This window comes from Obesumbacterium proteus (assembly GCF_001586165.1).
GTDB lineage: Bacteria > Pseudomonadota > Gammaproteobacteria > Enterobacterales > Enterobacteriaceae > Hafnia > Hafnia protea.
Genome location: NZ_CP014608.1, coordinates 201366 through 227401, shown reverse-complemented (window position 1 = coordinate 227401; position 26036 = coordinate 201366). Strand labels below are relative to the sequence as shown.

Below are 26036 nucleotides of genomic sequence, written 5' to 3'. Positions count from 1 at the left end.
ATGAGTATGATTAATAACGTGGCAGCGGTCGATTTCGCAGCCACCTCTAGTACCCTCAATGCCCCCAAATTAAGCGAAGGAAGCAGCGAAAAGATCTCGGCTTTTAACCAACTGTTGTATGCGGGCACCCCGCAGGGCGACGTGGGAACATTATCACCGCCACAGATGTTAATGCAGCAGGCGACGGTACTTGGCACGACGGTTGGAGTGGATCTGGGCGCAAAGATTGCCGGATCGGTGTCTCAGTCGGTTAACAAACTGGCCAATATGACATGAAACGGCTGCGTTACATGTTGCTCTGCGCGCTGGTTTTAGTGCTGACAGGATGCCGCGTTGAGCTCTACAGCGCATTGCCTGAAGAGGATGCTAACCAGATGTTGGCGATTCTGATGCAGCACAATATTGATGCTGATAAACAGGCAGCAGAAGGCGGTGTCACATTACGGGTGGAGAAATCACAGTTCATCAACGCGGTTGAGCTGCTGCGTTTAAATGGCTTTCCACGCCGTAGTTACATCTCCGCCGACACCATGTTTCCACCGAATCAATTAGTCGTCTCGCCGGCTGAAGAGCAACAAAAAATTCTGTTTCTCAAAGAGCAGCGTATCGAGGGAATGCTTAGTCAGATGGACGGTGTGGTTCACGCCGATGTGACCATTGCGTCCCACGGACCAGACGAAGAAGGGGCGACGGGGCCCGCATCGGTAGCGGTATTTATTAAATTCTCCCCCCAGGTCAATCTTGAGTCCTTCCGCATACAGATAAAAAATCTGGTGGAAAAATCGATCCCCGGCGTACAGCAAGATCAAATCAGTATTCTCATGCAACCTGCTGAATTTAGGATGCAAAGCGTGGTAAGCGCAACCGAGGAACCCCAGTGGAGGGCGATACAATGGTTAACCTTGCATCGGTGGCCTTTGATACCTGCGTTAATTCTGGCGATTTTGGCTCTCACAGCCCTGATGTGGATGACGTGGCGCAGAAAGCGATAACGACCTGCATTGTTGATGATGCTGCTTTGCGGTTACACCGTTATCTGTGGACTCCCGCGCGTTATGCTCATCCGCAGTGGCTCGCATCGCTGGGTTTCTCGCCTAAAGGGAGTTGGCGATATGGCGAGTACCCACCGCTAGATCGTAGCTTGAACCTCGCTTTACAGAGACGCAGAGGGACGCCTCGGCTTCCGGCACAGCTCAGCGATCGTCAAAGGCGCATGGCAAAAATGGTTTCCAATATCAACGTGTTTGTGCTGGCAATAGGTTTGCTCAAACTAGAATGCAATGACTATTTCCTATTACCGGACTATCGGCAGCTCATTTTACGTTGGTTGGATGAAACATTGATTTGGCAATTATTCGGCCTGTGTCAGGGGAAGAATAGAGCCGTGTTCTCGCCCTCGGAAATGATCGACAACGCATTTACGCTAGGTATCGCCGTACTTCATCGCGCTGCTCAAGAAGATGCAGTTCTCTATGCGATGCTGATTACTTTGCCGCCGTGCAAACGTGCGCTATGGCCATCAATACCTAGGCTGGCAATGAATTTGTTGGAGCGAACGCTATGTGCCAAATACCGCTGATTGAATTTGATTGGTCATTGCCGGCGGGGCGAATTATCCCCGCAGAATTATTGACCGCGCAGTATCAGCAAGCTGACAACAAGCGCAGTGCCGATCAAGAAGCGGCAGCGATTGTTAATGCGGCACGACGTAAGGCGGAAAGTATGATCCGCGCCGCGCACAAAACCTGTGGCCAAATGGACGACGAGATGCGTCACGAATTAGTACAGCTACGGCAGGATATTCTTAGCCACTGTGAATCTCAGTGGCTGAAAACTCACATCATGCATCTATTGCAAGATGAAGCGCAGGAGCAGGCGCTGATTAATGCGGTATCGGAGCGCATCCATCACTGCATTGAGCAGGTGCTTACAGCATGGTTTGACCAGCAGCCCGCTGACAGAACGCTCTGCGAAAGGTTAGCGAAACAGGCCGAACAGATGGCATCTGAAGGGGCTTTAACGCTGCACCTTCATCCAAGCCAAGAAGAAAATGTACGCGCCGCGTTAGGGACGCGTTTTACCTTCGCCCTTGAGTCAGAGTTTCCCCACGATCGGGTGGTTTTAGCCTCCCCTCAGCTCTCAGTGGCGTTTTCGCTGAGCAATCATTTTCAACAATTGCTGTCGTGGCTGCATTCCCCTCAGCCTGAAATTGGAGAGCAAAATGAGAGTATCGGATATCACTCCGTCGATGAACCATGAAATGGTTCATAGCACACCGCCGGCGCACATTGAAAATACAGTATCGCCTATGAATATGGCGCTTCTGGAATTGCAGGAGACGGCGGGCAGTGCGTTGACCGAAACGCTGGAAGAAATGGGGATGGTTCTCAGTGGGCGGCTGCGCGATTACCAGCGTGGGGATATGAAAGAGCGCCAAGAACTTCGTCAGCAGGCTTTGCTGAAGATGGTTCAGCGCATGCAGCAGCAGGGGGATATGCCGCCGCAGATGCAGAAACAGGATGCTAGCCAAAACATCGGCCAGCAGATCCTCAGCGTTGCGGCTCAGTTAGTTGCCGAAGGTATTGAGCGCAAACAAAAGAAAGCGCTCAGCGAACAACTTTCCAAGCTAATGGAAGAAGACGGCTGGGAGATTGCCTTGTTTGGCATGCTGGAACTGGGGAAGGTTGATAAAGGGGTATTAACGCAGATTAATCGGCTTTTTCAGCAGGCGATGAGGGAAGAGGAAGTTACATTGTCGGAATGGTTTCAACGGATTATGGCATGGCCAGAACGGCGGCAGCGGGTCAGGGTTCTATTGCGCGTTATGGCCTTTGAACTTTCGGCTTGTGCAGCAGGCGATCAGCAACATCGTTTGGCGGCGGTGCTCGTTCGCCTACGTCGGCTGTTGCTGTTTTTAGGGCTAGAAAATGAGTGCCAGCGCGAAGAGACGCTTTGTCAGCTACCCGAAAAATCGTTACTTCCCTTACTGATAGATATGGTCAATGAAAGCTGGCTGTTTGAAGAGTGGCTGACTCCGCGTCTGGCACTGCTTGTGACCTCCCGCCATCTCTACAATCGACTGTTGCAGCATCTGGACGCCATTTTTTCGTTAATGCCCGATTGCTGTTTTAGCGATGACGATCAACGCGATCAAATAGTGACTGTTTTACGTGGAATGAAAGGGGATCAGGTTATCGCCTGATTCCGCGCCTGCGCCGCATCTGGAACTCTGTATCCATGTTAAAGCGGAGGTGTTAATGACGTTAGATTTAGTCACAGAGCGCAATATCCAACTGTTTATTCAGCTAGCGGATATGCCTCCCTGCCAAGTAACACCCGATATGTATTGGTCTGGTGAGAAGTATGAAACCTATCTCAACTATCGCGATAGCCGCATACACCTCAGCCAATGCCTATTACAGGGATCTTTTGACAACAATTTACTGCTGCTGGCGCTGCATCGTTGGCAACCTTCCGGTTTTGTCGGTATTCCTCAGCGATTTTTCCAGCTACGCCGAGGCTTGGTTATAAGCTGCGCCCCAGCCGCAGATAGCACCGCCGAGCTATGGCTACGATTGCATCGCCGCCAGCAGGCTTTTCTGGAGCTGCTATGCAAACCCCAATAGTGAGCTGGAAAAAAATAAGCATAAAAAGGCTTCAGCAAGGGCTTATCGCCTGTGCCGGTCGTCAGGATATTATATTGGCCGTGGTGTTGCTTATCGCCATTGTCATGATGATCCTGCCGTTGCCGACGTTTATGGTGGATATCCTTATCACGATCAACATCACTTTTTCGGTGATCCTGCTGTTGATCGCTATCTATATCAACGATCCACTCGATCTGTCGGTTTTCCCTTCGTTGCTGCTTATCACCACGTTGTACCGACTGTCATTAACCATCAGCACGTCACGTTTAGTCCTGCTACAGCATGACGCAGGAAATATCGTGGATGCTTTTGGTCATTTTGTCGTTGGGGGCAACCTTACCGTGGGACTGGTGATCTTCACGATTATTACCATCGTGCAGTTTATCGTCATCACCAAAGGAACCGAGCGCGTTGCAGAGGTGAGCGCCCGTTTTTCTCTTGATGGCATGCCTGGCAAGCAAATGAGCATCGATGGCGATCTGCGTGCGGGCGTCATCGATGCTCATCAGGCTCGGCAGTTACGTGAGCATGTTCAGCAGGAGAGTCGCTTTTTAGGCGCGATGGACGGCGCGATGAAGTTTGTGAAAGGAGATGCGATTGCGGGGATTATCGTGGTTCTCGTGAACATTATCGGCGGCATTATCATTGCGGTCGTGCAATACGGTATGTCGCTGGGGAGCGCGGTACAAACCTATAGCGTGCTCTCGATCGGTGACGGTTTGTGCGGCCAGATCCCGTCACTGCTGATTTCATTAAGTGCGGGTATTATCGTGACCCGTGTGCCGGGCGAGAAGAAGCAAAACCTCGCCAGCGAACTTTCCGCCCAACTTGGTAAGCAGCCACAGGCGCTGATGCTGGCCGCGCTGGTGCTGATTTTATTCGCGCTGATACCGGGTTTCCCTTTCTTAGATTTCTTTGTGATGGCGATATTCTCGTCGCTGCCTTTCCTGTTTATCTGGTATCGCCGGCGGCGTCCGGAAGGTGCTGCACCGAGCGCTGAAGAGACGGTGGAAGATGTGATGCAGCCAGGTGCCCGCCCGCTAACGCTGCATGTAATGCCCGAGCTCAATACCAGCACGCTCGCCAGAGATATTGACGCCGTGCGCTGGACGCTGTTTGAAGAGTACGGCGTGCCTTTGCCGGAGGTCAGTATCGTGGTCAATAGCCGAAATCGAGTAAAAGGGATGACGGTGCTGATTTACCAAGAGTCAGTTTTTTCGCTTGAGATACCGGCTCATCCCTACTTACTGCTCAATCCCGATGAACGGCTGGAATGTACCGTTCAGCCCCTTCCTGAAGGGATGGGGAATATTGCTTGGCTCACGCAAGACGCGGGCAAAAAAGCGCAGGGGCTTGGGCTGCCGGTGCTTGGCGAAAACCAGCGCGTTACGGCGTTATTACGGCAGGTATTAATACGCCATATGGCTGAATTTATCGGCGTGCAGGAAGCCCGCTATCTCATGGACGCGATGGAAAAGCGCTATTCAGAACTGGTGAAAGAGTTACAGCGCCAACTGCCGATTAGCAAAATCACCGAAACGCTACAGCGTTTAGTGGCTGAAAGCGTTTCGATCCGCGATTTACGGATGATTTTTGGAACGTTGATCGAATGGGCTCCGCGTGAAAAAGACGTGCTGATGTTAACGGAATACGTCCGTATCGCGCTGCGCAGGCATATTTTGCATCGGCTTAAAACCGAGGGCGAAGCGCTGCGGGTGCTGCGTATTGGCGAGGGCATTGAAAACCTCATCCGAGAATCTATTCGCCAAACCTCTATGGGCACCTATGCTGCTCTGAGTCTTTCGCAAAGCACTCGCATACTGGCACTTATCAATACTGCGCAGGCCGATCATGGTGATTTGCGCGTGGTGACGTCGATCGATGCGCGTCGTTTTCTTCGCAAGATTATCGAGCCCACCCTGTTTAATGTGCCGGTGCTTTCGTGGCAGGAGCTGGGAGATAACTGCGCGGTGCAGGTCGTACAAAGTATCGATTTCTCGGCAGAAGAGCTGGCCAATGATGAAAGTTAAGACTCGCACGCTGATCGCCTTAGAAAAACGCCTCACGCCGCAGAGCGCTCCGCCGCATGGTTATTTGAAAACGGGGCGGCTTTTACATATTGGCGCGACGTTGATTCATGCCTATCTCCCCGGTGTTTTTATGGGGGAAGTTTGCCGGTTATTGCCCGATGGCGCGCTTGCTGAAGTGGTGGGAATTGACGGTGCTACGGCATTGCTATCGCCTTTTGTGAGTACCGCGGGCTTGTTCTGTGGGCAACCGATCCAGCCGCTAGCGCGGCGACATTTGGTCGCCGTGGGGGATGATTTACTTGGGCGCGTTGTGGATGGTTTGGGTCAGCCATTAGACGGAGGCCCCGCGTTGCAAGGTCCGTGGCGTGACTATGATGCTCCACCGCCGCCACCTTTGAGCCGCCAGCTTATTGAAAAGCCGATGCTCACTGGGATTCGCGCTATTGATAGCGTACTCACCTGCGGCGAGGGGCAGCGTATCGGCATTTTTGCCGCCGCGGGCGTTGGAAAAAGCACCCTAATGGCGATGCTGTGCAACAGCCCAGATAGCGATATCAATGTATTAGTGCTCATTGGCGAGCGTGGGCGAGAAGTGCGTGAGTTCATTGAGCAGACGCTGGGGGAGGACGTTCGCAATCGCTGTGTCATGGTGGTTTCTACCTCTGACCGACCTGCGCTTGAACGCATGCGCGCGCTGTTTGTTGCAACCACGATTGCCGAAGCATTCCGCGATCAAGGTAAGCGCGTTCTCCTGTTTGCGGACTCATTGACGCGCTACGCCCGAGCAGCGCGTGAAATCGCTCTTGCGAGTGGGGAGGTTGCCGTACCGGGTAGTTATCCCCCCTGCGTTTTTGCTGCTTTGCCGCGTTTGCTTGAGCGAGCGGGGAAAAGTGAGCGCGGCAGTATCACCGCCTTTTATACCGTGCTGGTGGAGGGGGACGATATGAATGAACCCCTTGCCGATGAAGTCAGGTCGTTGCTCGACGGACACATCGTTCTTTCGCGCCGTTTGGCCGAGTCCGCCCATTTCCCCGCTATTGACGTGCTCGCCAGCCTCAGTCGAATTATGCCGATGGTAACCAGCGCAGAGCATCGAGAACTTGCCAATACGCTACGCAGGCGACTGTCGGTATATCGTGATGTAGAGCTTTTGGTGCGGGTCGGTGAGTTCACGCGAGGAGAGGATCCGCAGGCTGATTGCGCGGTGGAGAGCTATCCCGCTATTTGCCATTTCTTGCAACAACAGGGTAATGAATTATGCAATCTCGACGAACTGCTGCAACAGCTACGCTATCTGACGGCCAACTGATGCTGCACTGTTTACTCAAGATTAAAGATCGCCGAGAAGATCGCCTGCGGCGACAAATGGTGGAGCTAACGCGCCAAGCGATGCAAACGGAGGTTATGCAGCACAAATGCCAAGCCCAGCGCGCTGAGTTAACGCAGTTGCTCAACCAGATACTAACGTGGTCTGGCACATTAACTGCCAGTGCATTGATGGAACAAAAGCAAAAAATGGGGCGGCTATTTCATGAAGAGCACGGTTTGGCGCTGCAACAACGTTCACTGTTAGAGACTCAAAAACGGCTACAGGAACGGCTAAGTATGCTGCATCAAGAGCTGATTATTGTCATGAAAAAGAAGGAAAAGCTTAAGGGGTTACTCAACGATGACGGTTATTAGAGCGGAAGGCTGTATTTGGCATATGGTGCAAAGCACGGGCGAAGAGGAAGTGCCACGCCCGTCTGATTCCAACCGATTTACGCGACTCATGGGACCGATGGTGAAAACGCCGCGTAGCTCAACGGAGCAATCGGCATTACTGCGCCAACAAACGAATCGCTATCGCTTAGTTGGCGGGATGGCCGCAGGATTAGTTTGCGAAATCAATGTGTTTGAGGGAAAAACGCATTTAAAAATGTTGGTGCCGCAGTATGCGTTATTCACGTTGTTAACCCATTTTTCCACCTGGCTGAATACCGAACTTCATGCTGTCGGACACAGCGTGACTCTGGAGGTGGTCTATGCCCAAGATATTACCTGAGGAAAGTGAAATTGTTCGATTACTCCCGTCAGAGGGGATGCCATTAGGGGCGCTGCATATTTGCGCTCGGCAATGGACGAATGCTCAGGAGGGCATCGTTTTTTCAGTCATGTTAGGGAAAACACCCTGTGAGATTTGGCTATTGGCCAGCGACTGGCAGATATGGTGCGAAGGGATGATTGGTTCATCTGCGCCAGAGTTTGTGGATGCATGTCTGTTATTTGGTATCGCCGAGTGGGGGCTATCGCCATTAATAGCGGCAAGCGGTGCAAAGATGCTGCGTTCAATGAGCAACCCAATTCGATGCAGTATTTTGCCTGATCAAATTGCGCTGACGTTCAGTTGGCAGATCGAACACTACCAATTTCAGGCTCTATTATTCAATTGGCCTACGACTTATTTTCAGGCTATCGCGGAGCAAATTTTGCCCAGAACACGCCCTGTACGCCTGCTTCCGCCTATTGCCTTTGCCTGCTATGTCGGCTGGTGTTTGGTTTCGCTCAGTGAGTTGAGAAACATCAGCGTGGGGATGGGGTTGCGGATGCAAGCCTTTGGCAACCTACGTTCCGGAGAGTGTGTTTTGTTGCTGTCTGCCGGCATTGTGGCTCGAGTGTGCATGGAATCGGAGGATCGAATGAAAATTAATGAGCTGGTGCAGGATGTAGAAAGCCTGTTGCAGGAGGAGCGTAACCCTCCAGAATGCCTGCGATCTCTGGCGGTAGAGATTGACGGTCTGCCACAAAAATTGCTGGTGGAAGTTGGTCAGGTTGATATTTCTTTGGGCGCGTTGCGCTCGCTGAGCGAGGGCGATCTCTTGCCAACGGAAGCGCGGTTCTCGTCTGAGGTTAAATTACGCCTGAATGGACGTGTCATTGGCCTCGGTGAATTGATCGGCTGTGGTGAAAGTTTTCTGGTGCGGATCAGCCATTGGTATCTGAATAATCCCGAACAGCCGCGCATTGCGGAAGCGGAGGATACGGCTAACACCTGATAGTGATGGCGTGGAGCGGTGACTATAACTGGTTTATCGTCGGCTCTATTAAGGAAATACCATGTCTTTGCCTAACTCTCCTTGGCAACTCATCGCACTGTTATTCTTGCTATCGATATTGCCGCTGGTCATTGTCATGGGGACCTCATTCCTTAAATTAGCGGTCGTGTTTTCAATCTTGCGCAATGCATTAGGTATCCAGCAGGTGCCACCAAACATGGCGTTGTATGGGCTGGCTCTGGTGCTTTCAATGTTTATTATGGCGCCGACGTTGCTGGCGGTGAAAGCACAGTGGCATCCCGTGGCAGAAGCCGGAGCGCCGCCGTGGATGAACGGTTGGGATAGCCATGCACTTGGCCCCTACCGCCAATTTTTGCAAAAGAATTCAGACGAAAAAGAGGCGCGCTACTTCCGCAATTTAGTGGCTAAAACTTGGCCTGAGGAAGCCAAGCAGCGAGTTAAACCTGATTCGCTTTTGATCTTGCTCCCTGCGTTTACCGTTAGCCAACTGACGCAGGCATTTCGTATCGGGTTGCTCATCTATCTGCCTTTTCTGGCTATTGACCTGTTGGTTTCGAATATTTTGCTGGCGATGGGGATGATGATGGTGTCACCGATGACCATATCGCTACCGTTCAAGCTACTGATTTTTCTATTGGCAGGGGGATGGGATCTGATCCTTTCCCAGCTTGTGCAGAGTTTCCTATGAGTGATGCCAATCTTGCTCATTTTGTCACGGAACTGATGTGGCTGGTGTTGATGACTTCTCTGCCCGTGGTGTTAGTGGCATCGGTGGTTGGGATTGCGGTGAGCTTATTTCAGGCGTTGACCCAGATTCAGGATCAAACCTTACAGTTTATGATCAAGCTGCTGGCCGTTGCGCTGATGCTGATGGCGACCTATCACTGGTTGGGCGGTTTACTTCTGGCCTATACCCGGCAGGTGTTATTACAAATAGGCGTCCACGGATGATAAGCCAGATTAATGATGGGCTTGTCACTATCGCCTTGACCATGATGAGGCCGCTGGGACTTACGCTGTTGTTCCCTTTGCTACAAATAGGTAGTTTGGGCTCGTCGCTGATCCGCAACGCGATACTATTGGCAATCACGTTTCCAATGCTGCCGATTATCTATGCGCAGCCGATTGTTCATCAAGGCTGGGGCTGGATTAGCGTTATCCCCGGTGAAATGATTATTGGTTTGCTGTTAGGGTTTTGCGCTGCCATTCCCTTCTGGGCCGTGGATATGGCGGGGTTTCTGATTGATACGCTGCGTGGAGCCACGATGGGAACCGTATTCAATCCGGCAATGTCGGTACAAACATCAATTTTTGGTTTGTTATTTAGCCAGTTTTTGTGTGCGTTGTTTTTTATTTCTGGCGGTTTTAATCTGCTTCTCTCCGCGCTGTATACCTCATATCACTATTTCCCCGTTGGCAAAACGATGGTGTTTGATCGTGCTTTCTTAGATTTTCTCCTTGCCGAGTGGCAGGTGCTTTATCAGCTATGCCTTAGCTTTTCTCTGCCAGCCGTACTCAGTATGGTATTGGCTGATTTAGCCTTGGGATTACTCAATCGCTCAGCTCAACAGCTCAACGTATTCTTTTTATCCATGCCGATAAAAAGCGTGCTAGCGCTCTTTCTGCTGCTGCTGTCGCTGCCTTATGCATTTCATCGTTATCAGCAAGAAAGTGAAGTGTTATACCGGCACGTGAGCCAATGGTTAGCCACTCATGAGTGAAAAAACTGAGCAACCTACGCAGAAAAAGAAACGCGATAGCCGCCAAGAGGGGCAGGTTGTTAAAAGCATGGAGATCACCTCTGGCGTGCAACTGCTTGCGATGCTGGCATTTTTTCATTTCTTTTCCGATGCCGTGGTTGAGCGTGTTGCTCAGCTGATGCTGCTTTCTGCACAGCTTATTAATCAACCTTTTGACTATGCCGTGAGTCTGATGGCTCAGGCGTTGCTTAACGCCGGAGGACAGATGTTTGCCCTATTTGGCGGCATGTTGGCACTGGCCACCGTGGTGAGCGTAGTGGCCCAGGTGGGGTTTATGCTGGCAACGAAAGCGGTTGGTTTCAAAGGTGAAAAAATTAATCCCGTGAGCAATCTCAAGCAGATATTTTCTCTGCATAGCCTGATTGAACTGCTTAAATCGAGTCTAAAAGTGGTCTTATTGTGTCTAATTTTTGTGTATCTGTTTCGTTATTACGCGCCCACTTTTCAGGCATTGCCATACTGTGATCCTGCCTGTGCTATTCCGGTCTTTTCGACCTTTGTTCGCTGGATATGGTATGCGCTACTGACGTTTTACGTGGTGCTTGGCGTTTTTGACTATGCCTTTCAAAGTCACAACATTATGAAGCAGCAACGAATGAGCAAGGAGGATGTGAAGCAGGAAAATAAAGATATGGAAGGTGACCCGCAGATGAAAAAGCGGCGCCGTGATTTACAGCGTGAACTGCAAAGTGGGAGCCTTGCGAAAAACGTGAGGCAATCCGCCGTCGTGGTACGTAATCCAACCCATATTGCGATTTGTTTAGGCTACGATCCCGTTGATATGCCAATTCCTAGAATGCTGGACAAGGGCGTTGATGCGCGAGCGCAGCATATTGTTAATCTCGCACTGCGGGAGGCTATACCGGTGGTAGAGAATATTGCCTTGGCACGCCAGCTGTTTCAGGAGGTTCAGCACGGTGAAATGATCCCTGAGTCGTTGTTTGAGCCCGTTGCTGCGCTGCTGAGGCTGGTATTAAATATTGAATATGATGCTCAAGAAACAGAGTAAGCGGTAGGAAATAAAAAGCCGACTTTGTATATGACGCAGTGAATATTACAAAATTTATTGTATCGTCAGGTTATTACCTCATGGTGTGACTTCTTAAAAAATCATATTGTTTTTTTGTTGTATCAATCATGAGCGTATTAAAACGGAGGCTGTTATGGTTACTGCAGTACCAACAGGTGGAACCTTAGGTATTACGCACTATAATGAAATTGAAAGAACGAGTAGCAAAAACGATGTGCTTACGGTTAGGAGTAATGGGAAGGAAAACTATCTCGTCGCGGGACGTTCGCTAGCAGAACGTTTTATTATTGTTTTAAATAGCACGTGTTTAGGATCTCTTGGTTTCATTAAAAGCTTATATGAGGCATTAGAGCGTCGAGAAGCTCAAGCCATTAGCTGTTTTAGCTCAGCATTAGTTAATATTTATGGCGAAGATGCAAAGAATATCGTAGATACTCACTTGCAGGGAAATGGTAAAGTAAAATCGTCAGATATATGTACTATTATTGATAGGGTAACAAAAGAAAGTAACTCATCTCGGTCATGTGATGATAGAGATAAAGTAATAGAAGCGAAAATAAAATTATCATTTCAAGATTTTGATCTTTCCCATGTAAACAATTGTGATTTCGATTTGTTTGATAATTTATCTAACGAAGTTGATGGCCTGATCTCTAACATTGGAGGGAGAGAACGTTTTAGTAATGAAGAGAAGGTACATCATTTGAAAACGGCATTGATGGATTTTATTACGTCAATGCCAGCATCGTCAGATACGTTTATGGCTGCTTTCTCTCATGTAGAAAACGATGTGGTCGCTCCTGAATATCATATTAATGATATTAATTTAAATAAGAACTCACGCGTTTATCTTACCGCTGAAAATATGAGCACCCTCCTTCAGGGGGCAGGGCTTCTGAAAGAAGAATTGCTACTTTCGGGAGTTCAAGATGCGTGCCGTCACCAAGTGTATGCTGCTCGTTTTAATGAGGGGGCTGGAAATGTCGATACTGCAAGCAGGGGGCTGCCTTCTGTGCCGCTAAACTCTCCAAGGGGAGATGTTGTAAGTGCTATGGCGTCTTCTCTTCCGCCGCTATCACTGCGAGTGCCACCGCCACCACCATATACGGGTCACTCAGCGCCGCCACTGCCGCCGCCAACACTATTGCAGCAGTCACCACTACCGCAGCAGTCGCTACCAGTTCCATCCACACTACCGCCAAAGCCGTTGGCGAATTATGTTCCACCACCGCCGTCACAAAAGCCGTTATCACTGAATGTTCCACCTCCGCCACCACCACCGTTACCATCAATCGTTTCCGTAGAAGCGAGTAAAAATAACCAAGTAGATAAGAATCAAGCTAACTCGTCGAATAAAGTCAATACAAGAGTCCTATCAGGCGCAGATTTTACAAGTGAATTACAGGAGAAAATAAAAGAACGCTTTAATAAAGCAAAAAACTCTGAATCTGATGATTCGGCAAAAAAAAATTGATTCAAAATTAAAAGTGAATGAGGGGATGGAATATATTCTCAGCAATGCTCTTAATAATATAAGAACGGCATGGGGCAGTGAAGAGAGTCTAAGCGAAGGCTCTCAGAGCGATATCAGTGATGATGAATGGGATTAATAATCGTGAGGGATTGGCATGAATCAGTCTATTAAACAGCAAATTTCATTTTTATCTGAACAGTTAGGAATTGATGTATTTTTAGATGATAAACAGCAGGCTGTATTACTCATTGATGGGGTATATCCCGTTTCTATTTTTTTGATAGATGGTGTATGGCGGTTCCATGCAATGGTTTGTTATGCCAGTGATGTAATAGATTCAAACGGAGGTTATAAAAAAATTCTTTCAGCAAACATGAATGAGCAGGAGAGTGAAGAGGGCGGAGGATTATGTCTTGATGAATCAGCGAATGCGATATTGTATATATTAAACCCTGCCTGTAATGATCACGCAGAGGATTTATATAATAAATTGAACGGATTCGTTAACCGTGTAGATTCTCTTCGAGAAATGGTTTTATAGGTCATGTGTGGGTGAGTATTTTAAGCTGAAACGATCTCCATAGTTACAGAGGTTTTATTTCAGAAAGAAAATAATCAGCCTTATGGATTAACACCGTTCATTTAAGCTCGATTTTAGGCAGAGCATGCCGATGGGGTTGTAGCATAACTAAGCCCTTTGATATGTGATGCCTGAGTATTTCGAATCTTTTTAACGAGCGATGTTAGCCATAAGGCTGGCTTTTCTAAATAGTGGTGGCTAGATTTGGATTCTGACTAATGTTGAACAACGGCTTTGCCGTTGGCCCGAAGGGTGAGCCGCTAGTGGCGAATAATCGAACGAAGTTCGATGGAGAGTCCCTGATTTTTAGTAGGAAATCAGAAAGCAAAAAACCCGCCATAGGCGGGTTCTTCTAAATAGTGGTGCCCGGACTCGGAATCGAACCAAGGATTCGTTTCTATAGCAACGAAATCACCGAATAACAGTGAGTTACCTTTACGCTTCGATTCCGAATGTACCACTATTTTGTACCACCCTCAATGCCTTCTGCTCCTTCTTGATACTTTTAACGCGGTATGGCCCACACATGATCAGGCTCCTTGTTTACCAGAGGGGCGACGGGGTATTCTTGCCAGTAATTTTACACTTTCGGTATCAGCCTAATGACCACTAATATTTCTTCTTTAGCCAGCCTTATCTGGTCCGTTGCCGACCTGCTGCGTGGTGATTTCAAGCAATCCCAGTATGGTCGCATCATCCTGCCATTTACTGTACTGCGTCGTCTTGAGTGTGTACTCGCTCCAACTAAGGCACAGATACTGGCAACAGTAGAAAACACAAAGGCGCTGCCAGATCTCGCGAGAGATAAATTACTGCTCAATGCGTCAGGTCAGGCGTTCTATAACACCTCGCCGCTGGAACTGAGCAAACTGGGCGAAAATCATGTGGGTGATAACCTGGACGCCTACGTGCGGGCTTTCTCGAAAGACGCCCGTGAGGTCTTCGAACATTTCAGCTTCGAAGCGAGCATTACCCTGCTGGAAGACGCGGACCTGCTGTATAAAGTTTCCCGTTCCTTTGCGACGGTAGACCTGTCACCTGAGGCGGTCGACAACTACCACATGGGCCTGGTGTTTGAAGAGCTGATCCGTCGCTTTGCGGAAAGTTCGAATGAGACCGTCGGGGAGCACTTTACCCCACGTGATATTGTGCGTCTGACGACCTCTCTGGTGTTCTCTGGTGATGATGATGTCCTGGCAAAACCCGGTGTTGTTCGCTCCATCTATGACCCAACGGCGGGTACTGGCGGCTTCCTGTCCTGTGGGATGGAATACCTGCATGAACTGAACCCGGCAGCTCGTCTTGCCACCTTCGGTCAGGAGCTGAACCCGGAGTCCTATGCTATCTGTAAAGCCGATATGCTGATAAAGGGGCAGGACATCAGCAACATCAAGCTCGGTAACACGCTCTCCGATGACCAGCTTCGCTTTAATCGTTTCGACTACTGCCTGTCGAACCCACCATTCGGCGTGGACTGGAAGAAAGTAGAGAAGCAGGTGCGTGATGAAGCTGATAAACAGGGCTTTAATGGGCGCTTCGGTCCAGGTCTGCCACGTGTATCTGATGGCTCTCTGCTGTTCCTGATGCACCTCATCTCGAAAATGCAGCCTGGTACTGACAGTACTGGTTCCCGTATCGGTATCATCCTGAATGGCTCCCCGCTGTTTACCGGTGGTGCAGGGAGTGGCGAGAGTGAAATTCGTCGCTATATTCTGGAAAACGATTTGCTGGATGCCCTGGTCGCACTACCAACCGATATGTTCTACAACACGGGCATTGCGACCTATGTCTGGGTACTGTCGAACCACAAACCCGCAGAACGTAAAGGCAAAGTCCTGCTGATTAACGCCAGTGATATGCATTCACCGATGCGTAAGTCTTTAGGCAGTAAGCGTAAGTTTCTGAGCGATGAAGTACTGAAAGAGATTGTCAGTCTGTACAGCCGCTACGAAGAAAGCTCCATCGCCAAAATATTCCCGAGTACTGCTTTTGGTTATCGGCGTATTACAGTAGAACGACCGCTGAAACTGGCGTTCTATCCACATGACACGGAACGACTGGCGAACCTGCAAGCCGATAAGGCCTGGACGAAACTTGATGGCTCTTTACAGGTGGCTATCCTGGCAGCACTGGCGAGCTTCACTGATGACAAATTGCTCTCACGTGATAAGTTCAAGAAGCAACTCACCAAAGCGTTAGGTGATGTGAAGCTACCTGCTCCGCTATTCAAGTTATTGGTGAATCATCTGGCTGAACAGGATGATGCAGCCGAGGTGTGCAGGACTAAGGGTGAAGCGGAACCGAACCCGGAGCTGCGGGATAACGAGAACGTGCCGTTAGGGGAAGATATTCACGAGTACTTCAAACGTGAAGTACTGCCCCATGTACCGGACGCGTGGATTGATACCGGTAAGACGGACCCGCTGGATGGTCAGGTGGGGATTGTCGGCTATGAAATCCCGTTTAACCGCCACTTCTACCAGTACCAGCCACCGCGTGATTTGGCTGCAATTGATGCTGACCTCGATGCCGTCGCCCGTGAGATTATGCAGCTGCTGGCGGAGGTGCATTCGTGAGCACTATGGAACAAGTGACAGTACTGGAGAAATACCAGCCGTATCCTGAGTACAGTAATTCAAAAACAGCGTGGATAGGGGATATTCCCTCTACCTGGTCTCTCAAACGAGTGAAGCATACGTTCACAATTCGAAAACGGATTGCGGGCCAGTTAGGTTTTGATATTTTATCTGTGACACAGCGTGGAATAGTAGTTAAGGACATTGAAAGTGGGGATGGGCAGCTTTCGATGGATTACTCAAAGTACCAGCGTGTAATGCCCGGTGATTTTGCTATGAATCATATGGACTTATTAACTGGTTATGTAGACATTTCGGCATTCAATGGCGTAACGAGTCCAGACTACAGAGTTTTCACGATAAATCAGAAGCTCTATTCGCCAAGATACTTTCTTTATCTGTTTCAGATGGGGTATCAACTTAAAATATTCTTCCATATGGGGCAGGGAGCTTCTCATCTAGGGAGATGGCGTCTTGCTACTGACGAGTTTAACGATATGGTTTTCCCGGTTCCCTCGCCACTGGAACAACGCACTATCGCCGCCTTCCTCGACTATGAAACCGCCCGTATCGACAAGCTGATTGCCCAGCATCAGCGACTGATTGAACTACTCAAAGAGAAGCGGCAGGCGGTGATTTCCCACGCTGTCACCAAAGGTCTGAACCCTGATGCACCGATGAAAGATTCCGGCGTAGAGTGGCTGGGTGAGGTGCCGGAGCATTGGGTGGTCAAGAAACTTAAACACACTTCAAAGATTATCGACTGTAAGAACCGAACACCAGAATATTTCGATGATGGGGCGTATTTTGTAGTGCGGACAACTAATGTGAAAAACCAAGTTTTGAGTTTTGATGGGGCTCTATACACTAACGAGGTTAATTTCAAAATTTGGACAGAACGTGGTGTTCCCCCCGTTGGCTCTATACTTTTCACGCGAGAGGCCCCGGCTGGAGAGGTATGTATAGTCCCTAATAATGTAAAACTATGCATGGGGCAACGCATGATGAATTTCATTCCTTTTGAATCGCAATATTCAACATTTTTGTTTGATTACTTAACATCAGATTGCCTTGGCCGATACATATCTAGTGAAGCAGCAGGCAGCACGGTAACTCATCTGAGAGTGGAACAGGTGTATAATATTCCAGTGGTTGTTCCCCCAGGGAATGAACAGATTGAGATTGATGTTTTATTGACTGATATTAAGCAGCGTTATTCTCTCTTAATAGATAAAGCCTCAGAAACGATTAGTCTTATTCAAGAACGCCGTACTGCCCTGATTTCCGCAGCTGTAACAGGAAAGATTGATCTACGAGGCTGGACTGCACCGACTCAGGAGGCAGCAGCATGAGTGGGATAAGCAGATTACCGTGCAAGGTTAGCAGCAGCCATGCAGTACTGCCATTTTGTTGCAGCTATCGCTATTGATGGGATGATTAATGGATAACAAAGCCCGCGAACGAGCCTTTCAGGATCATATCATCGCTGAACTTGCCAGTACTGGATGGTTAATCGGTGATTCAGCTCACTACGATAAAGAACGAGCCCTTTACCCAGAAGATCTGATTGGTTTTATCCAGGAGAGCCAGCCTGATGGGTGGAAAAAGTACTGTAAAACGTACGGTGAAAATCCTGAACGTCACCTGTTAGATGCCGCAGTACGCCAGCTTGTACGCTCCGAAGGCGGTACACTGTGGCTGCTGCGTAACCAAATCGAGGATCGCGGGCATCGCCTGAAAGTCGCGAGCTTTAAACCTGACAATGACCTTAATCCAGAGCTACTGAAGCGTTATCAGGCCAACCGCCTGCGTGTGGTTCCAGAGTTGATTTACAGCCCTCATGGTTATGACGGGCGAATCGATCTTACGCTGTTCCTTAACGGTATCCCGGTTGCAACACTGGAGCTGAAGTCCTGCTTTAAGCAGTCTCTGGAAAATGCCAAGAAACAGTACCGGTTCGATCGCCAGCTTAAGACACTGGGTAAAATCGAACCCCTGCTCAGTTTCCGTCGGGGAGCTCTGGTTCATTTCGCAGTGAATCAGTTCGAAGTGGCAATGACCACTAAACTCGCAGGTGAATCAACCTTCTTCCTCCCCTTCAATAAAGGAACCTCAGAAGGTGGGGCAGGTAATGATCAGCCGGAAGTGGGTTATGGCAGTGAGTACCTGTGGAAAGAGATCCTGCAACCGGATAACTTCCTGCGAGTCCTAGCCCGTTATCTGCACCTTGAAGTCAAAATCGAAGAAGACCCACTCGGTAAGCAGAAAAAGAAAGAGACGATGATATTCCCTCGCTACCATCAGTGGGCAGTGGTGCAGAAACTTCTCAGAACTGTCCAGATGGAAGGTCCGGGGCAGAAGTACCTTATCCAGCATTCAGCGGGTTCAGGTAAATCTAACTCGATTGCCTGGCTGACCCATCAGCTTGCATCACTCAGTGAGGGCGGAGATAAACTGTTTGATTCGGTTATCGTGGTGACAGACCGTACGGTACTGGATAGCCAACTCCAGGAAACGATTGGTCAGTTCGACCATGCCTCAGGTGTAGTGAGCCGTATTAACCGTGATGAAGGGGATGGCAGTAAGTCATCACAACTGACCGAAGCACTGGCGAAAGGCACCCCCATCATCATCGTTACCATCCAGACCTTCCCGCATGTACTGAAAGCCATTCAGGAATCCACCACCCTCAAGAGCTCACGCTTTGCAGTCGTTGCCGATGAAGCTCACTCCAGTCAAAGTGGCAGTACTGCAAGACAGCTACGTGAAGTACTGATGGCTGAGCAGGTGGAAGAGGAAATGTCAGCAGAGGACATGATGAACCTGACGTTGGCGGCTCGTGGTGGCAGTACAAACATCAGTTATTTTGCCTTTACTGCAACCCCCAAGGCTAAGACGCTGGAACTGTTTGGTCGTCCTGATAAGCTGGATATGCCACTGAGTCAGGAGAACAAGCCGAAACCTTTCCATGTGTATTCCATGCGGCAGGCTATCGAAGAAGGTTTCATTCTCGATGTACTGAAAAACTACACCAACTATTCTCTGGCCTATAAGCTCGCCATGCAGTCAGAGACGGACAGTGAAGTAGACTCCAAAAAAGCTCGCACCCGTTTGTCTAAGTGGGTACGCCTGCATCCGCACAACATTGGGCAAAAAGTCGCGATCATCGTTGAGCATTTCCGTTCTAATGTGATGAGTCTACTGGCCGGTCAGGCCAAAGCGATGGTTGTCACCAGCAGCCGCCTTGAGGCCGTTCGTTACAAACTGGCCTTCGACAAGTACGTCAAAGAACAAGGTTACGGGGCCATACAGGCTATGGTGGCCTTCTCCGGTGAGATTGAAGAGGAGGGGCAGACCTTTAACGAGCGAAACATGAACCCTGATCTCAATGGTCGGGACATGCGGAAAGCATTCGATACCCAGGACTATCAGGTCATGCTGGTGGCGAACAAGTTTCAGACGGGATTTGACCAGCCGAAACTCTGTGCCATGTATGTCGATAAGAAGCTGACTGGCGTTGACTGTATTCAGACGCTTTCCCGACTGAACCGCACTTCTCCGGGTAAGGACAGTACTTTTGTCCTGGATTTTGTGAATGACCCTCAGGATGTACTGGAAGAGTTTCAGAAGTACTACGAGACGGCGAAACTTGAAACCGTGTCAGACCCCAATCTGGTATATGACCTGTTCCATAAACTCAAAGGGACGGGCATTTTTACCTGGAGTGAGGTCGAGTCATTCACTGATGCCTACTTCGATCCCAAGCGTGGCGGGGAATCTTTACCTGGGTACATTAAACCCGCCGTGGATCGGTTCAGTAAACGCTACAAGCTCGCCAGTGAAGCGATACGCGAATCCCGCCGGATGCTCAAAGATATTGAGCTGGAAGGTGGTTCAAAGACAGATAAGGTGAATGCTGAACGACGCGTAACCGAAGCCGCAGAAGCCAGAGCGGAACTCGATTTGTTCAAGAAGGACCTGAACAGCTACATCCGCTTCTACGAGTTTGTGTCTCAGATCACGTCATTTGATGACCAGGACCTGGAACGCCTCTGTGTCTTCGCCCGCCACCTGCTACCGATGCTTCGTCAGGAAGTACTGGAAGAAGACGAAATAGACCTTTCAGCGGTGATCCTGAGTCATTACAGCCTCAGGGCTAAACGCACCCAGGACCTGAAACTGAAAGAAGATGCTCAGGGTTATGGTCTGGAAGGTGTATCGGCAGTGGGTAGTGCTAAAGCCCGTGAGGAAAAGAAAGACTTCCTCTCGCATATTCTGGAACAGCTTAACGATTTGTTCGGTACAGAAGTGACCGATGGTGACAAACTCGACTGGTTGCAGGGTATGGCGAGTAAAATTGCTGAGAACCAGCCGTTAATGGAGCAGGTACGCAACAATTCCCGTGATGCCATTATGTTAGGTGATTTCCCGAAAGCGGTCGATGCTGCTGTGATTGAGCGGATGGATACGCAGAACGGCATGTCGCTGGATTACCTTTCCCGACCGGACGCGGCTAACCGTATCCAGAGCCTGTTGCTGGACATACTGCTCAAGGGACTGGGTGAACATTTATAGTGTATGGCAGGGGGGGGAGCCGTGGATTCCCTCCCTTAACACGAAAGGTTGCTTTGACAAACTGAAATGCACTGAAACGAGCACGTCACGGAGGAGGAATACGGAAATTTTAGCCAAAGGTTACAGGAAAAGTTACAACGAAACCCTTACGTGGTGAGGCTTCCAGGTCATTCAAACGTTGTAACCTTTCAAACGCCATCCTAAGACATCTATAGAGGTAGTCTTACCATATATATTACGAATGGCTTTTTTAAATAAATATTATATAGGGAGGCTATAGATTTCTACAGGCATGTCACTTGGGACGTTTGTACGGTTACAACGTTTATCCCTGACTGGCAGATTGGCACTACAGTGGGAAAGCGGCTGGCAAAAAAGGAGAATGACTCTCCTTTTGGGCTTTCAACTGGCTGCAATACGATGAACACTCGACACGCTAATCCCTAGCCGCTTCGCGACAGTCGCTTTGGCAATGCCTTGCGAGAGAAGGTACAGCACCTCGTCTCGTTTTTCCATGGCGGTTGGCTTGCGGCCTTTATAGACACCTTTAGCCTTCGCCAGGGCAATTCCCTCGGCCTGACGCTCAAGCATGATCTCCCGCTCGAACGTGGCGATGGCCCCTATCATGGTCAGCATCAGCTTGCCAGTCGGGGTGGCCGTGTCGATGCCAAGGTTCTGTATCTGTAACGTTACCCCTTTTGAATGAAGCAGATCTGTGATTTCCAGCAAGTGCCGGGTATTCCGGGCAAGTCGATCCAGCTTGGTTACTTTCAGGACGTCCCCGGAGCGGGCGAACTCAAGCATTGCCTGTAGCTGTGGCCTGTCCGTTTTACTGCCGCTGATTTTTTCCTGAAAAACTTTTTCGCACTCTGTCAGTGCCGTCAGTTGCTGCTCCAGCGACTGTCCCGTAGTCGAAACACGGGCATACCCGATGATTGCCATGATGGCCTCCTGATAGGCTCAAAGACCCTGTAAGAGAAACGTATCAAATCCCGAAAACAAACCCGTGTGACAAGCATTGCCGGGGGTTCTCCGTTTGTCGCACGGGCATGGGCTATTTGTGTGGGGTTAACAGTAGATATCTTCGTCGGAGGCATAGCGGGATGCCATTCCCCGGAAGAACACGGTGGCAAAGGTCGTGATTGCCATAATCAGAGCTTCAACGAGTAACGATTTCCAGTTCATGGTTTCACCTCGTAGACGCCTGCCCGATAGTAAGCTGTGAAGTTTCGCTGCCAGTGTCACCGACCAGGCGGATTTCAACCGGGCGGTAACCACCTTCTGGCGAATAATCCGGTGAGCGGAAGTTGAGGATGCACTCGCCCGGCTTACGGTGCTTCTCCAGTATCCCGATGAAACCACGCTGTAACGGCAGTATGCAGTTCATAGCCAGCCCCTCTCTGCGAACGATACGGTCTGGCCGCCACCGACGACGATGTGATCCAGTACCCGGACCTCAATCAGTTCCATCGCTTCCCTTATACGCCCGGTGATGTTCCTGTCGGCCTCTGACGGCTCGGGATGGCCTGATGGGTGGTTATGGGAGCAGATGACCGCAGCGGCATTCAGGCGAAGCGCTAAGCGGGCTATCTCGCGGGGGTAGACGCTTGTGGACGCGATGCTTCCGTAGAACATTTCCTTATACTGAAGAACCTGATTTTGGGAATCGAGAAAGATGACGGCGAAGACCTCCTGCTCACGATCGCCAAGCTGTAGGGCGAGATAGCTTTCGGTTTCACGCGGTGAACCCAGCGATTCGTTACGGTACAGCCGTTGAGTTAACAGTTCTCGGGCTTCATTGATGATGTCGTGCATAGTTTTCTCCTGTGGTTGTATGCACGTTTCTTGTACCGGGGGGGCTGTGGATCGTTGAATGCCGATTAGTGCCGATTTCTGTTGGGTGCTGCTGTGGGCGATTTCACTGGCGGGACGCTGATAATGAGGAAACGGAGGACCTCCAGTGCCGATTCTTAAGTCTTTTTCATAAAGTCTACATGAGAGATCTCGTAGAAAAGTTTTACTAATATGCCTGATAATCGGCACTCGCTGGGGTCTGCTTGCTACTTTTATTGGTGTAATGGGGAAAGCGGCGAAGCGGCTTCCGACAGAAATCGGCACGGCTTGATTTAGCCTACAATTCTTTACACTCCTCGATTTGCTGCAAGTAACAACCAAATCGACGAATCCATCATATCCCCTGTCCCGGCTGCTCTTTACAAGCGGTATTTCACCAGGGTAGTCTCTTTCTCGCGGTCCCATTGGATGGTCACACAGTGGCCGGGTACGCAACTGGACTGGCTGTGTCCGATATACAGCTTGGCATTAACCATGCAGTACAATTTCACTGAGCTTAACGCTCTCCCCATCGCAGACGTTTACACTAACGTTACTGGTCTTGGCACCAAACCCTGCGGCACTGACTGTGTCGAACCTGAAGATGAGAGCTGCCCGCTCTGTGGTCATAAGGGTTGTTTCCGCCTGCACACTGACACAAATCAGGCTCATTGTTATTCCTGCGGCGATCATTCAAGTGTAATCGACCTGGTGATGAAGCTTTGCGACCTCTCATCGCCAGTCGAGGCCGCCAGTGCTATCACAAAAATGGAGTTCGAACCGTACACATCGGTGGAGGTCGTCCCGGCAGAACCAGAGCCGGATACCCGTAATCTGGAGCGGCTGACAGAAATCAACGCGGCAACCGCTGAGTATTACCACCGAAATCTGCTCGGTAAGATGGATGCACTCGTATATCAGACGGTAACGCGGGGTCATAACGTTAAAACGTTGATGGCGACTAAGGTCGGATATGCTGATGGCGGGCTTGTAGCGGCGCTACGTGAGCGTTTCAGCGATGAGGAAATTCTGGAGACAGGTATGGTCCGCCTCCAGAATAGTCGCCTGGTAGATTTCGCACCTGCCGGGGTGTATGCCTACCCGCATTTCGTTGATGGAAAAATTGCCCGTTTCACCTTCAAAGATCCCGCTGGTAATTTTAAGTTCCAGCAGCCTAAACGTTACTGGTTACCCGGTGCATTCTGGTACGGACTGGAATCACTGGAGCGCCCTGGAGCCATCGCCCTGGTCGAGGGAGAGAATGACCGTCTGGCGTTAATGGAAGTCTATGACGGTCCGGTACTGGCTTCTATTGGCTCTGTCAGCCGCGAGCAGGTGGAGTTTATCGAATCGCTGGGCCGTGAAGTGATCACCTTCTTCGACCATGACGATGCCGGTGACCGCTATCGCCAGAAATTCGATGCTCAACACATTATCGTTCCAGTGCGGGGCGGTGATATCGACAGTTACCTCCGTGGCGGTGGCGACTTTATGAGTCTTTTGGCAACTTTCACGCCGAAGTTTGAGGTCATCGCTCCTCTGGCTGCCGGGGCCTGCGGGTCCGAAAGCTTCAATGATACCGGGAATGCCAACCGGATGGCCCGTCTCTACGGACCCGGCCTGCGGTATATCCGGGAAACCGATACGTTTATCCATTGGCTGGATCACTGCTGGGTTCCTGCCGGGGTGCAGATTCTGGAATATGCCAAACAGACTGCGAATGCTGTGCTTGCTGAAGGCCAGGCAATGCTCGCTTCGGACGACGAGAATATCCGTAAACGAGGAGCCGACCAGGTTGCCTATGCTAATCGCCTGCACAATCTGTCTCTGATGAAGGCGATGATTGAGCTACTAAAGCCGAAGGTTGAGGTTCGCACGGTGGAACTGGATGCTGACCCGATGCTTGTTCGCGTCAAAAACGGAGTGATTGAACTTAAGACGCAGCGCTACCGTGAAAATCGCCGTCAGGACCTGATTACCAGTGTCTGCCCGGTGGAGTACGACCCGAGAGCGGTCTGTCCGGCGTGGGAGCGGTTCATAGCGGAGATCACCTGCGGGGATGCAGAACTGGCTGCCTTTCTGAAGCGCCTCGTGGGCTATATGCTAACGGGCCGGACCGATGAACAGCTTCTGTTTTTCTTCTACGGTCATGGTAGCAACGGTAAATCGACGTTTATCCAGGTCATTCAGACCCTGATGGGCACCTACGCGACGCAGATTAACAGTGATGTGCTGATGGCTAACCGCAGTGTCGGCGGTCCGAACGCATCTCTCGCCAAATTGCCCGGTAAACGCCTGGTCGTTGCCAATGAATTACCCGAAGGTGGTCGCTTCGATGACATGCTCATTAAGTCGATGACCGGGGGCGATACGCTTGTTGCCCGTCAGGTGTATGGAAAGCATGAAATTGAGTTCACCGCTCAGTTCTCGCTGGTGATTATCGGCAACCATAAGCCCGTCATCCACGATATGTCACACGGAATGTGGCGTCGTATGTGCCTCATCCCTTTCGCGGCTCAGTTCTCGGCGGAACAGGCGGACCCGACGCTTCCGGCTCGTCTGCTGGCTGAACTCCCCGGCATCCTTAACTGGGCGCTGGAGGGGGTCGCAGAGTGGCAGGAGCACGGCCTCAAGCGCTCCCTCCCGGCCGCAGTAGTCAAGGCTAACGACGATTACCGCGAAGAGAGCGACCTGCTGGGTGAGTTCCTGAGCGGCTGTATCCTCCAGCCTGACGCATATACTCCGGCGACGGAACTTTACCAGGCATTCCAGACTTTTGCCTGCGAGGGCAATGAATGGCGTATGACCCAGCGTGTCTTTAACAAAAAGATGGCTGAACGTGGTTTCACCAAGCTTCGTCGTGACAGTAAGGCCGGTTTCCGTGGGATTGCTCTCACTGCCGACATGCCACGTGTGTTTGATTCAGTGAAGCTGACCGTGTAGTGCCGTTTGTTCCTCTCTGCTGACCCATAATGCTGGCAGGGAGGGCATACTGGAGAATGAACAGTAGTTTAGTGCCGATTATTCAGCATATTAGTAAACTCTTTCTGTGAGATCTTTCATGGTGACTTTATGAAAATAGCTAAATAAACGGCACGCTAAGGTGCAGTATCCGCCTTATTCGTTGCCCTAGCGGTGATATCGCCCAGCGACACCCCGGCACGAATCGGCACTAACAGGAGATTTCCATGAATTACTTACGATTGATTCTCGACCACGAGAAGCGTGCCACTGGCTATAACTGTGCGATTGATACTGAGCTGGATGAACTCCCGGCAGCCATCACCGAAGCCATCTACAAGCATGTGAAGGACTACCGGGGCGGTCTCACCTATGACCGGGCCGATTTCATCATGCGTGACCTCCTGTGGCTCCTGAGCGGCTATGACGTCAAGGCTATCGTTACCGACCATACTCAGCGTGAAACGCAGGTTTATCCATTCTGATTTACCGGGCACGGATGCCCGGATTGTCT

The 26036-nt window shown here is 50.2% G+C and carries 25 protein-coding genes; 22 read left to right on the top strand and 3 right to left on the bottom strand.

Translation table 11 applies throughout. From position 1 onward, the window contains the following. The 20 genes from sctI (at position 1) to DSM2777_RS01125 (ending at position 20728) form a co-directional block, all read left to right on the top strand. Positions 1–276, top strand: a complete 276-nt coding sequence (sctI, locus tag DSM2777_RS01220) for a type III secretion system inner rod subunit SctI (RefSeq protein ID WP_061552975.1) — start codon at positions 1–3, stop codon at positions 274–276. Further along, on the top strand, positions 273–992 hold the full coding sequence (ssaJ, locus tag DSM2777_RS01215; protein WP_061552974.1) for an EscJ/YscJ/HrcJ family type III secretion inner membrane ring protein SsaJ: 720 nt from the start codon (positions 273–275) through the stop codon (positions 990–992). Before sctI ends, ssaJ begins: the two co-directional genes overlap by 4 nt. After that, a complete protein-coding gene (locus DSM2777_RS01210) occupies positions 893–1579 on the top strand; it encodes a type III secretion system domain-containing protein (RefSeq protein WP_082790840.1) in 687 nt (228 codons plus the stop codon). Before ssaJ ends, DSM2777_RS01210 begins: the two co-directional genes overlap by 100 nt. Then, positions 1561–2259 (top strand): type III secretion system stator protein SctL, encoded by a 699-nt coding sequence (gene sctL, locus DSM2777_RS01205; protein ID WP_061552973.1) that lies wholly within the window; start codon positions 1561–1563, stop codon positions 2257–2259. Before DSM2777_RS01210 ends, sctL begins: the two co-directional genes overlap by 19 nt. Next, a complete protein-coding gene (locus DSM2777_RS01200) occupies positions 2222–3202 on the top strand; it encodes an HrpJ domain-containing protein (RefSeq protein WP_061552972.1) in 981 nt (326 codons plus the stop codon). Before sctL ends, DSM2777_RS01200 begins: the two co-directional genes overlap by 38 nt. Positions 3203–3257: 55 nt before the next feature. Beyond that, a complete protein-coding gene (locus DSM2777_RS01195) occupies positions 3258–3626 on the top strand; it encodes a type III secretion system protein SsaM (RefSeq protein ID WP_046459817.1) in 369 nt (122 codons plus the stop codon). After that, entirely contained in the window at positions 3611–5677 is a 2067-nt protein-coding gene (locus DSM2777_RS01190) for an EscV/YscV/HrcV family type III secretion system export apparatus protein (protein ID WP_061552971.1), read from the top strand. The genes DSM2777_RS01195 and DSM2777_RS01190 overlap by 16 nt, the downstream gene beginning before the upstream one ends. Then, positions 5664–6986, top strand: coding sequence for an EscN/YscN/HrcN family type III secretion system ATPase (locus DSM2777_RS01185; protein WP_061552970.1), 1323 nt, complete (start codon positions 5664–5666; stop codon positions 6984–6986). The genes DSM2777_RS01190 and DSM2777_RS01185 overlap by 14 nt, the downstream gene beginning before the upstream one ends. Beyond that, positions 6935–7360, top strand: a complete 426-nt coding sequence (locus tag DSM2777_RS01180) for a hypothetical protein (RefSeq protein WP_237087810.1) — start codon at positions 6935–6937, stop codon at positions 7358–7360. The genes DSM2777_RS01185 and DSM2777_RS01180 overlap by 52 nt, the downstream gene beginning before the upstream one ends. Beyond that, positions 7347–7721, top strand: a complete 375-nt coding sequence (locus tag DSM2777_RS01175; RefSeq protein WP_046459821.1) for a hypothetical protein — start codon at positions 7347–7349, stop codon at positions 7719–7721. Before DSM2777_RS01180 ends, DSM2777_RS01175 begins: the two co-directional genes overlap by 14 nt. Next, positions 7702–8712: a YscQ/HrcQ family type III secretion apparatus protein gene (locus DSM2777_RS01170; protein ID WP_061552968.1), complete on the top strand. Its 1011-nt coding sequence runs from the start codon at positions 7702–7704 to the stop codon at positions 8710–8712. Before DSM2777_RS01175 ends, DSM2777_RS01170 begins: the two co-directional genes overlap by 20 nt. 61 nt (positions 8713–8773) lie before the next feature. Beyond that, positions 8774–9421, top strand: a complete 648-nt coding sequence (sctR, locus tag DSM2777_RS01165; protein WP_061552967.1) for a type III secretion system export apparatus subunit SctR — start codon at positions 8774–8776, stop codon at positions 9419–9421. Then, positions 9418–9684, top strand: a complete 267-nt coding sequence (locus DSM2777_RS01160; protein ID WP_046459824.1) for an EscS/YscS/HrcS family type III secretion system export apparatus protein — start codon at positions 9418–9420, stop codon at positions 9682–9684. The genes sctR and DSM2777_RS01160 overlap by 4 nt, the downstream gene beginning before the upstream one ends. Further along, entirely contained in the window at positions 9681–10454 is a 774-nt protein-coding gene (locus DSM2777_RS01155; protein WP_061552966.1) for an EscT/YscT/HrcT family type III secretion system export apparatus protein, read from the top strand. The genes DSM2777_RS01160 and DSM2777_RS01155 overlap by 4 nt, the downstream gene beginning before the upstream one ends. Next, on the top strand, positions 10447–11502 hold the full coding sequence (locus tag DSM2777_RS01150; RefSeq protein ID WP_061552965.1) for an EscU/YscU/HrcU family type III secretion system export apparatus switch protein: 1056 nt from the start codon (positions 10447–10449) through the stop codon (positions 11500–11502). The genes DSM2777_RS01155 and DSM2777_RS01150 overlap by 8 nt, the downstream gene beginning before the upstream one ends. A 154-nt stretch (positions 11503–11656) precedes the next feature. Further along, positions 11657–12997: a hypothetical protein gene (locus tag DSM2777_RS24375; RefSeq protein ID WP_156088309.1), complete on the top strand. Its 1341-nt coding sequence runs from the start codon at positions 11657–11659 to the stop codon at positions 12995–12997. 154 nt (positions 12998–13151) lie between these two features. Beyond that, complete coding sequence (locus tag DSM2777_RS01140; RefSeq protein WP_061552963.1) at positions 13152–13538, top strand: type III secretion system chaperone family protein; 387 nt, start codon at positions 13152–13154, stop codon at positions 13536–13538. Positions 13539–14179: 641 nt separating this feature from the next. Next, the gene (locus DSM2777_RS01135; RefSeq protein WP_061552962.1) at positions 14180–16153 is read left to right on the top strand and encodes a type I restriction-modification system subunit M; all 1974 of its coding nucleotides are present in this window, start codon (positions 14180–14182) and stop codon (positions 16151–16153) included. After that, a complete protein-coding gene (locus DSM2777_RS23580) occupies positions 16150–17505 on the top strand; it encodes a restriction endonuclease subunit S (RefSeq protein ID WP_211271126.1) in 1356 nt (451 codons plus the stop codon). Before DSM2777_RS01135 ends, DSM2777_RS23580 begins: the two co-directional genes overlap by 4 nt. An 88-nt stretch (positions 17506–17593) precedes the next feature. After that, positions 17594–20728, top strand: a complete 3135-nt coding sequence (locus tag DSM2777_RS01125) for a type I restriction endonuclease subunit R (protein ID WP_061552961.1) — start codon at positions 17594–17596, stop codon at positions 20726–20728. Positions 20729–21130: 402 nt separating this feature from the next. On the opposite strand, the gene DSM2777_RS01120 is transcribed toward DSM2777_RS01125, so the two are convergent. The 3 genes from DSM2777_RS01120 to radC all read right to left on the bottom strand — a co-directional run bounded on the left by DSM2777_RS01120 (position 21131) and on the right by radC (position 22543). Further along, positions 21131–21670 (bottom strand): recombinase family protein, encoded by a 540-nt coding sequence (locus tag DSM2777_RS01120; protein WP_038624167.1) that lies wholly within the window; start codon positions 21668–21670, stop codon positions 21131–21133. Positions 21671–21917: 247 nt separating this feature from the next. Further along, on the bottom strand, positions 21918–22115 hold the full coding sequence (locus DSM2777_RS01115; RefSeq protein WP_061552960.1) for a DUF2787 family protein: 198 nt from the start codon (positions 22113–22115) through the stop codon (positions 21918–21920). Further along, entirely contained in the window at positions 22112–22543 is a 432-nt protein-coding gene (gene radC / locus DSM2777_RS01110) for a RadC family protein (RefSeq protein ID WP_061552959.1), read from the bottom strand. Before radC ends, DSM2777_RS01115 begins: the two co-directional genes overlap by 4 nt. A 513-nt stretch (positions 22544–23056) precedes the next feature. Between radC and DSM2777_RS01100 the strand changes: the two genes are divergently transcribed. Both DSM2777_RS01100 and DSM2777_RS01095 read left to right on the top strand, forming a co-directional pair. Beyond that, positions 23057–25504 carry a phage/plasmid primase, P4 family gene (locus DSM2777_RS01100; RefSeq protein WP_162270911.1) on the top strand — a complete coding sequence of 816 codons (2448 nt, stop codon included), beginning with the start codon at positions 23057–23059 and terminating at the stop codon, positions 25502–25504. 245 nt (positions 25505–25749) lie between these two features. Further along, entirely contained in the window at positions 25750–26007 is a 258-nt protein-coding gene (locus DSM2777_RS01095) for a hypothetical protein (protein WP_059445178.1), read from the top strand. The last annotated feature ends 29 nt before the right edge of the window (positions 26008–26036 follow it).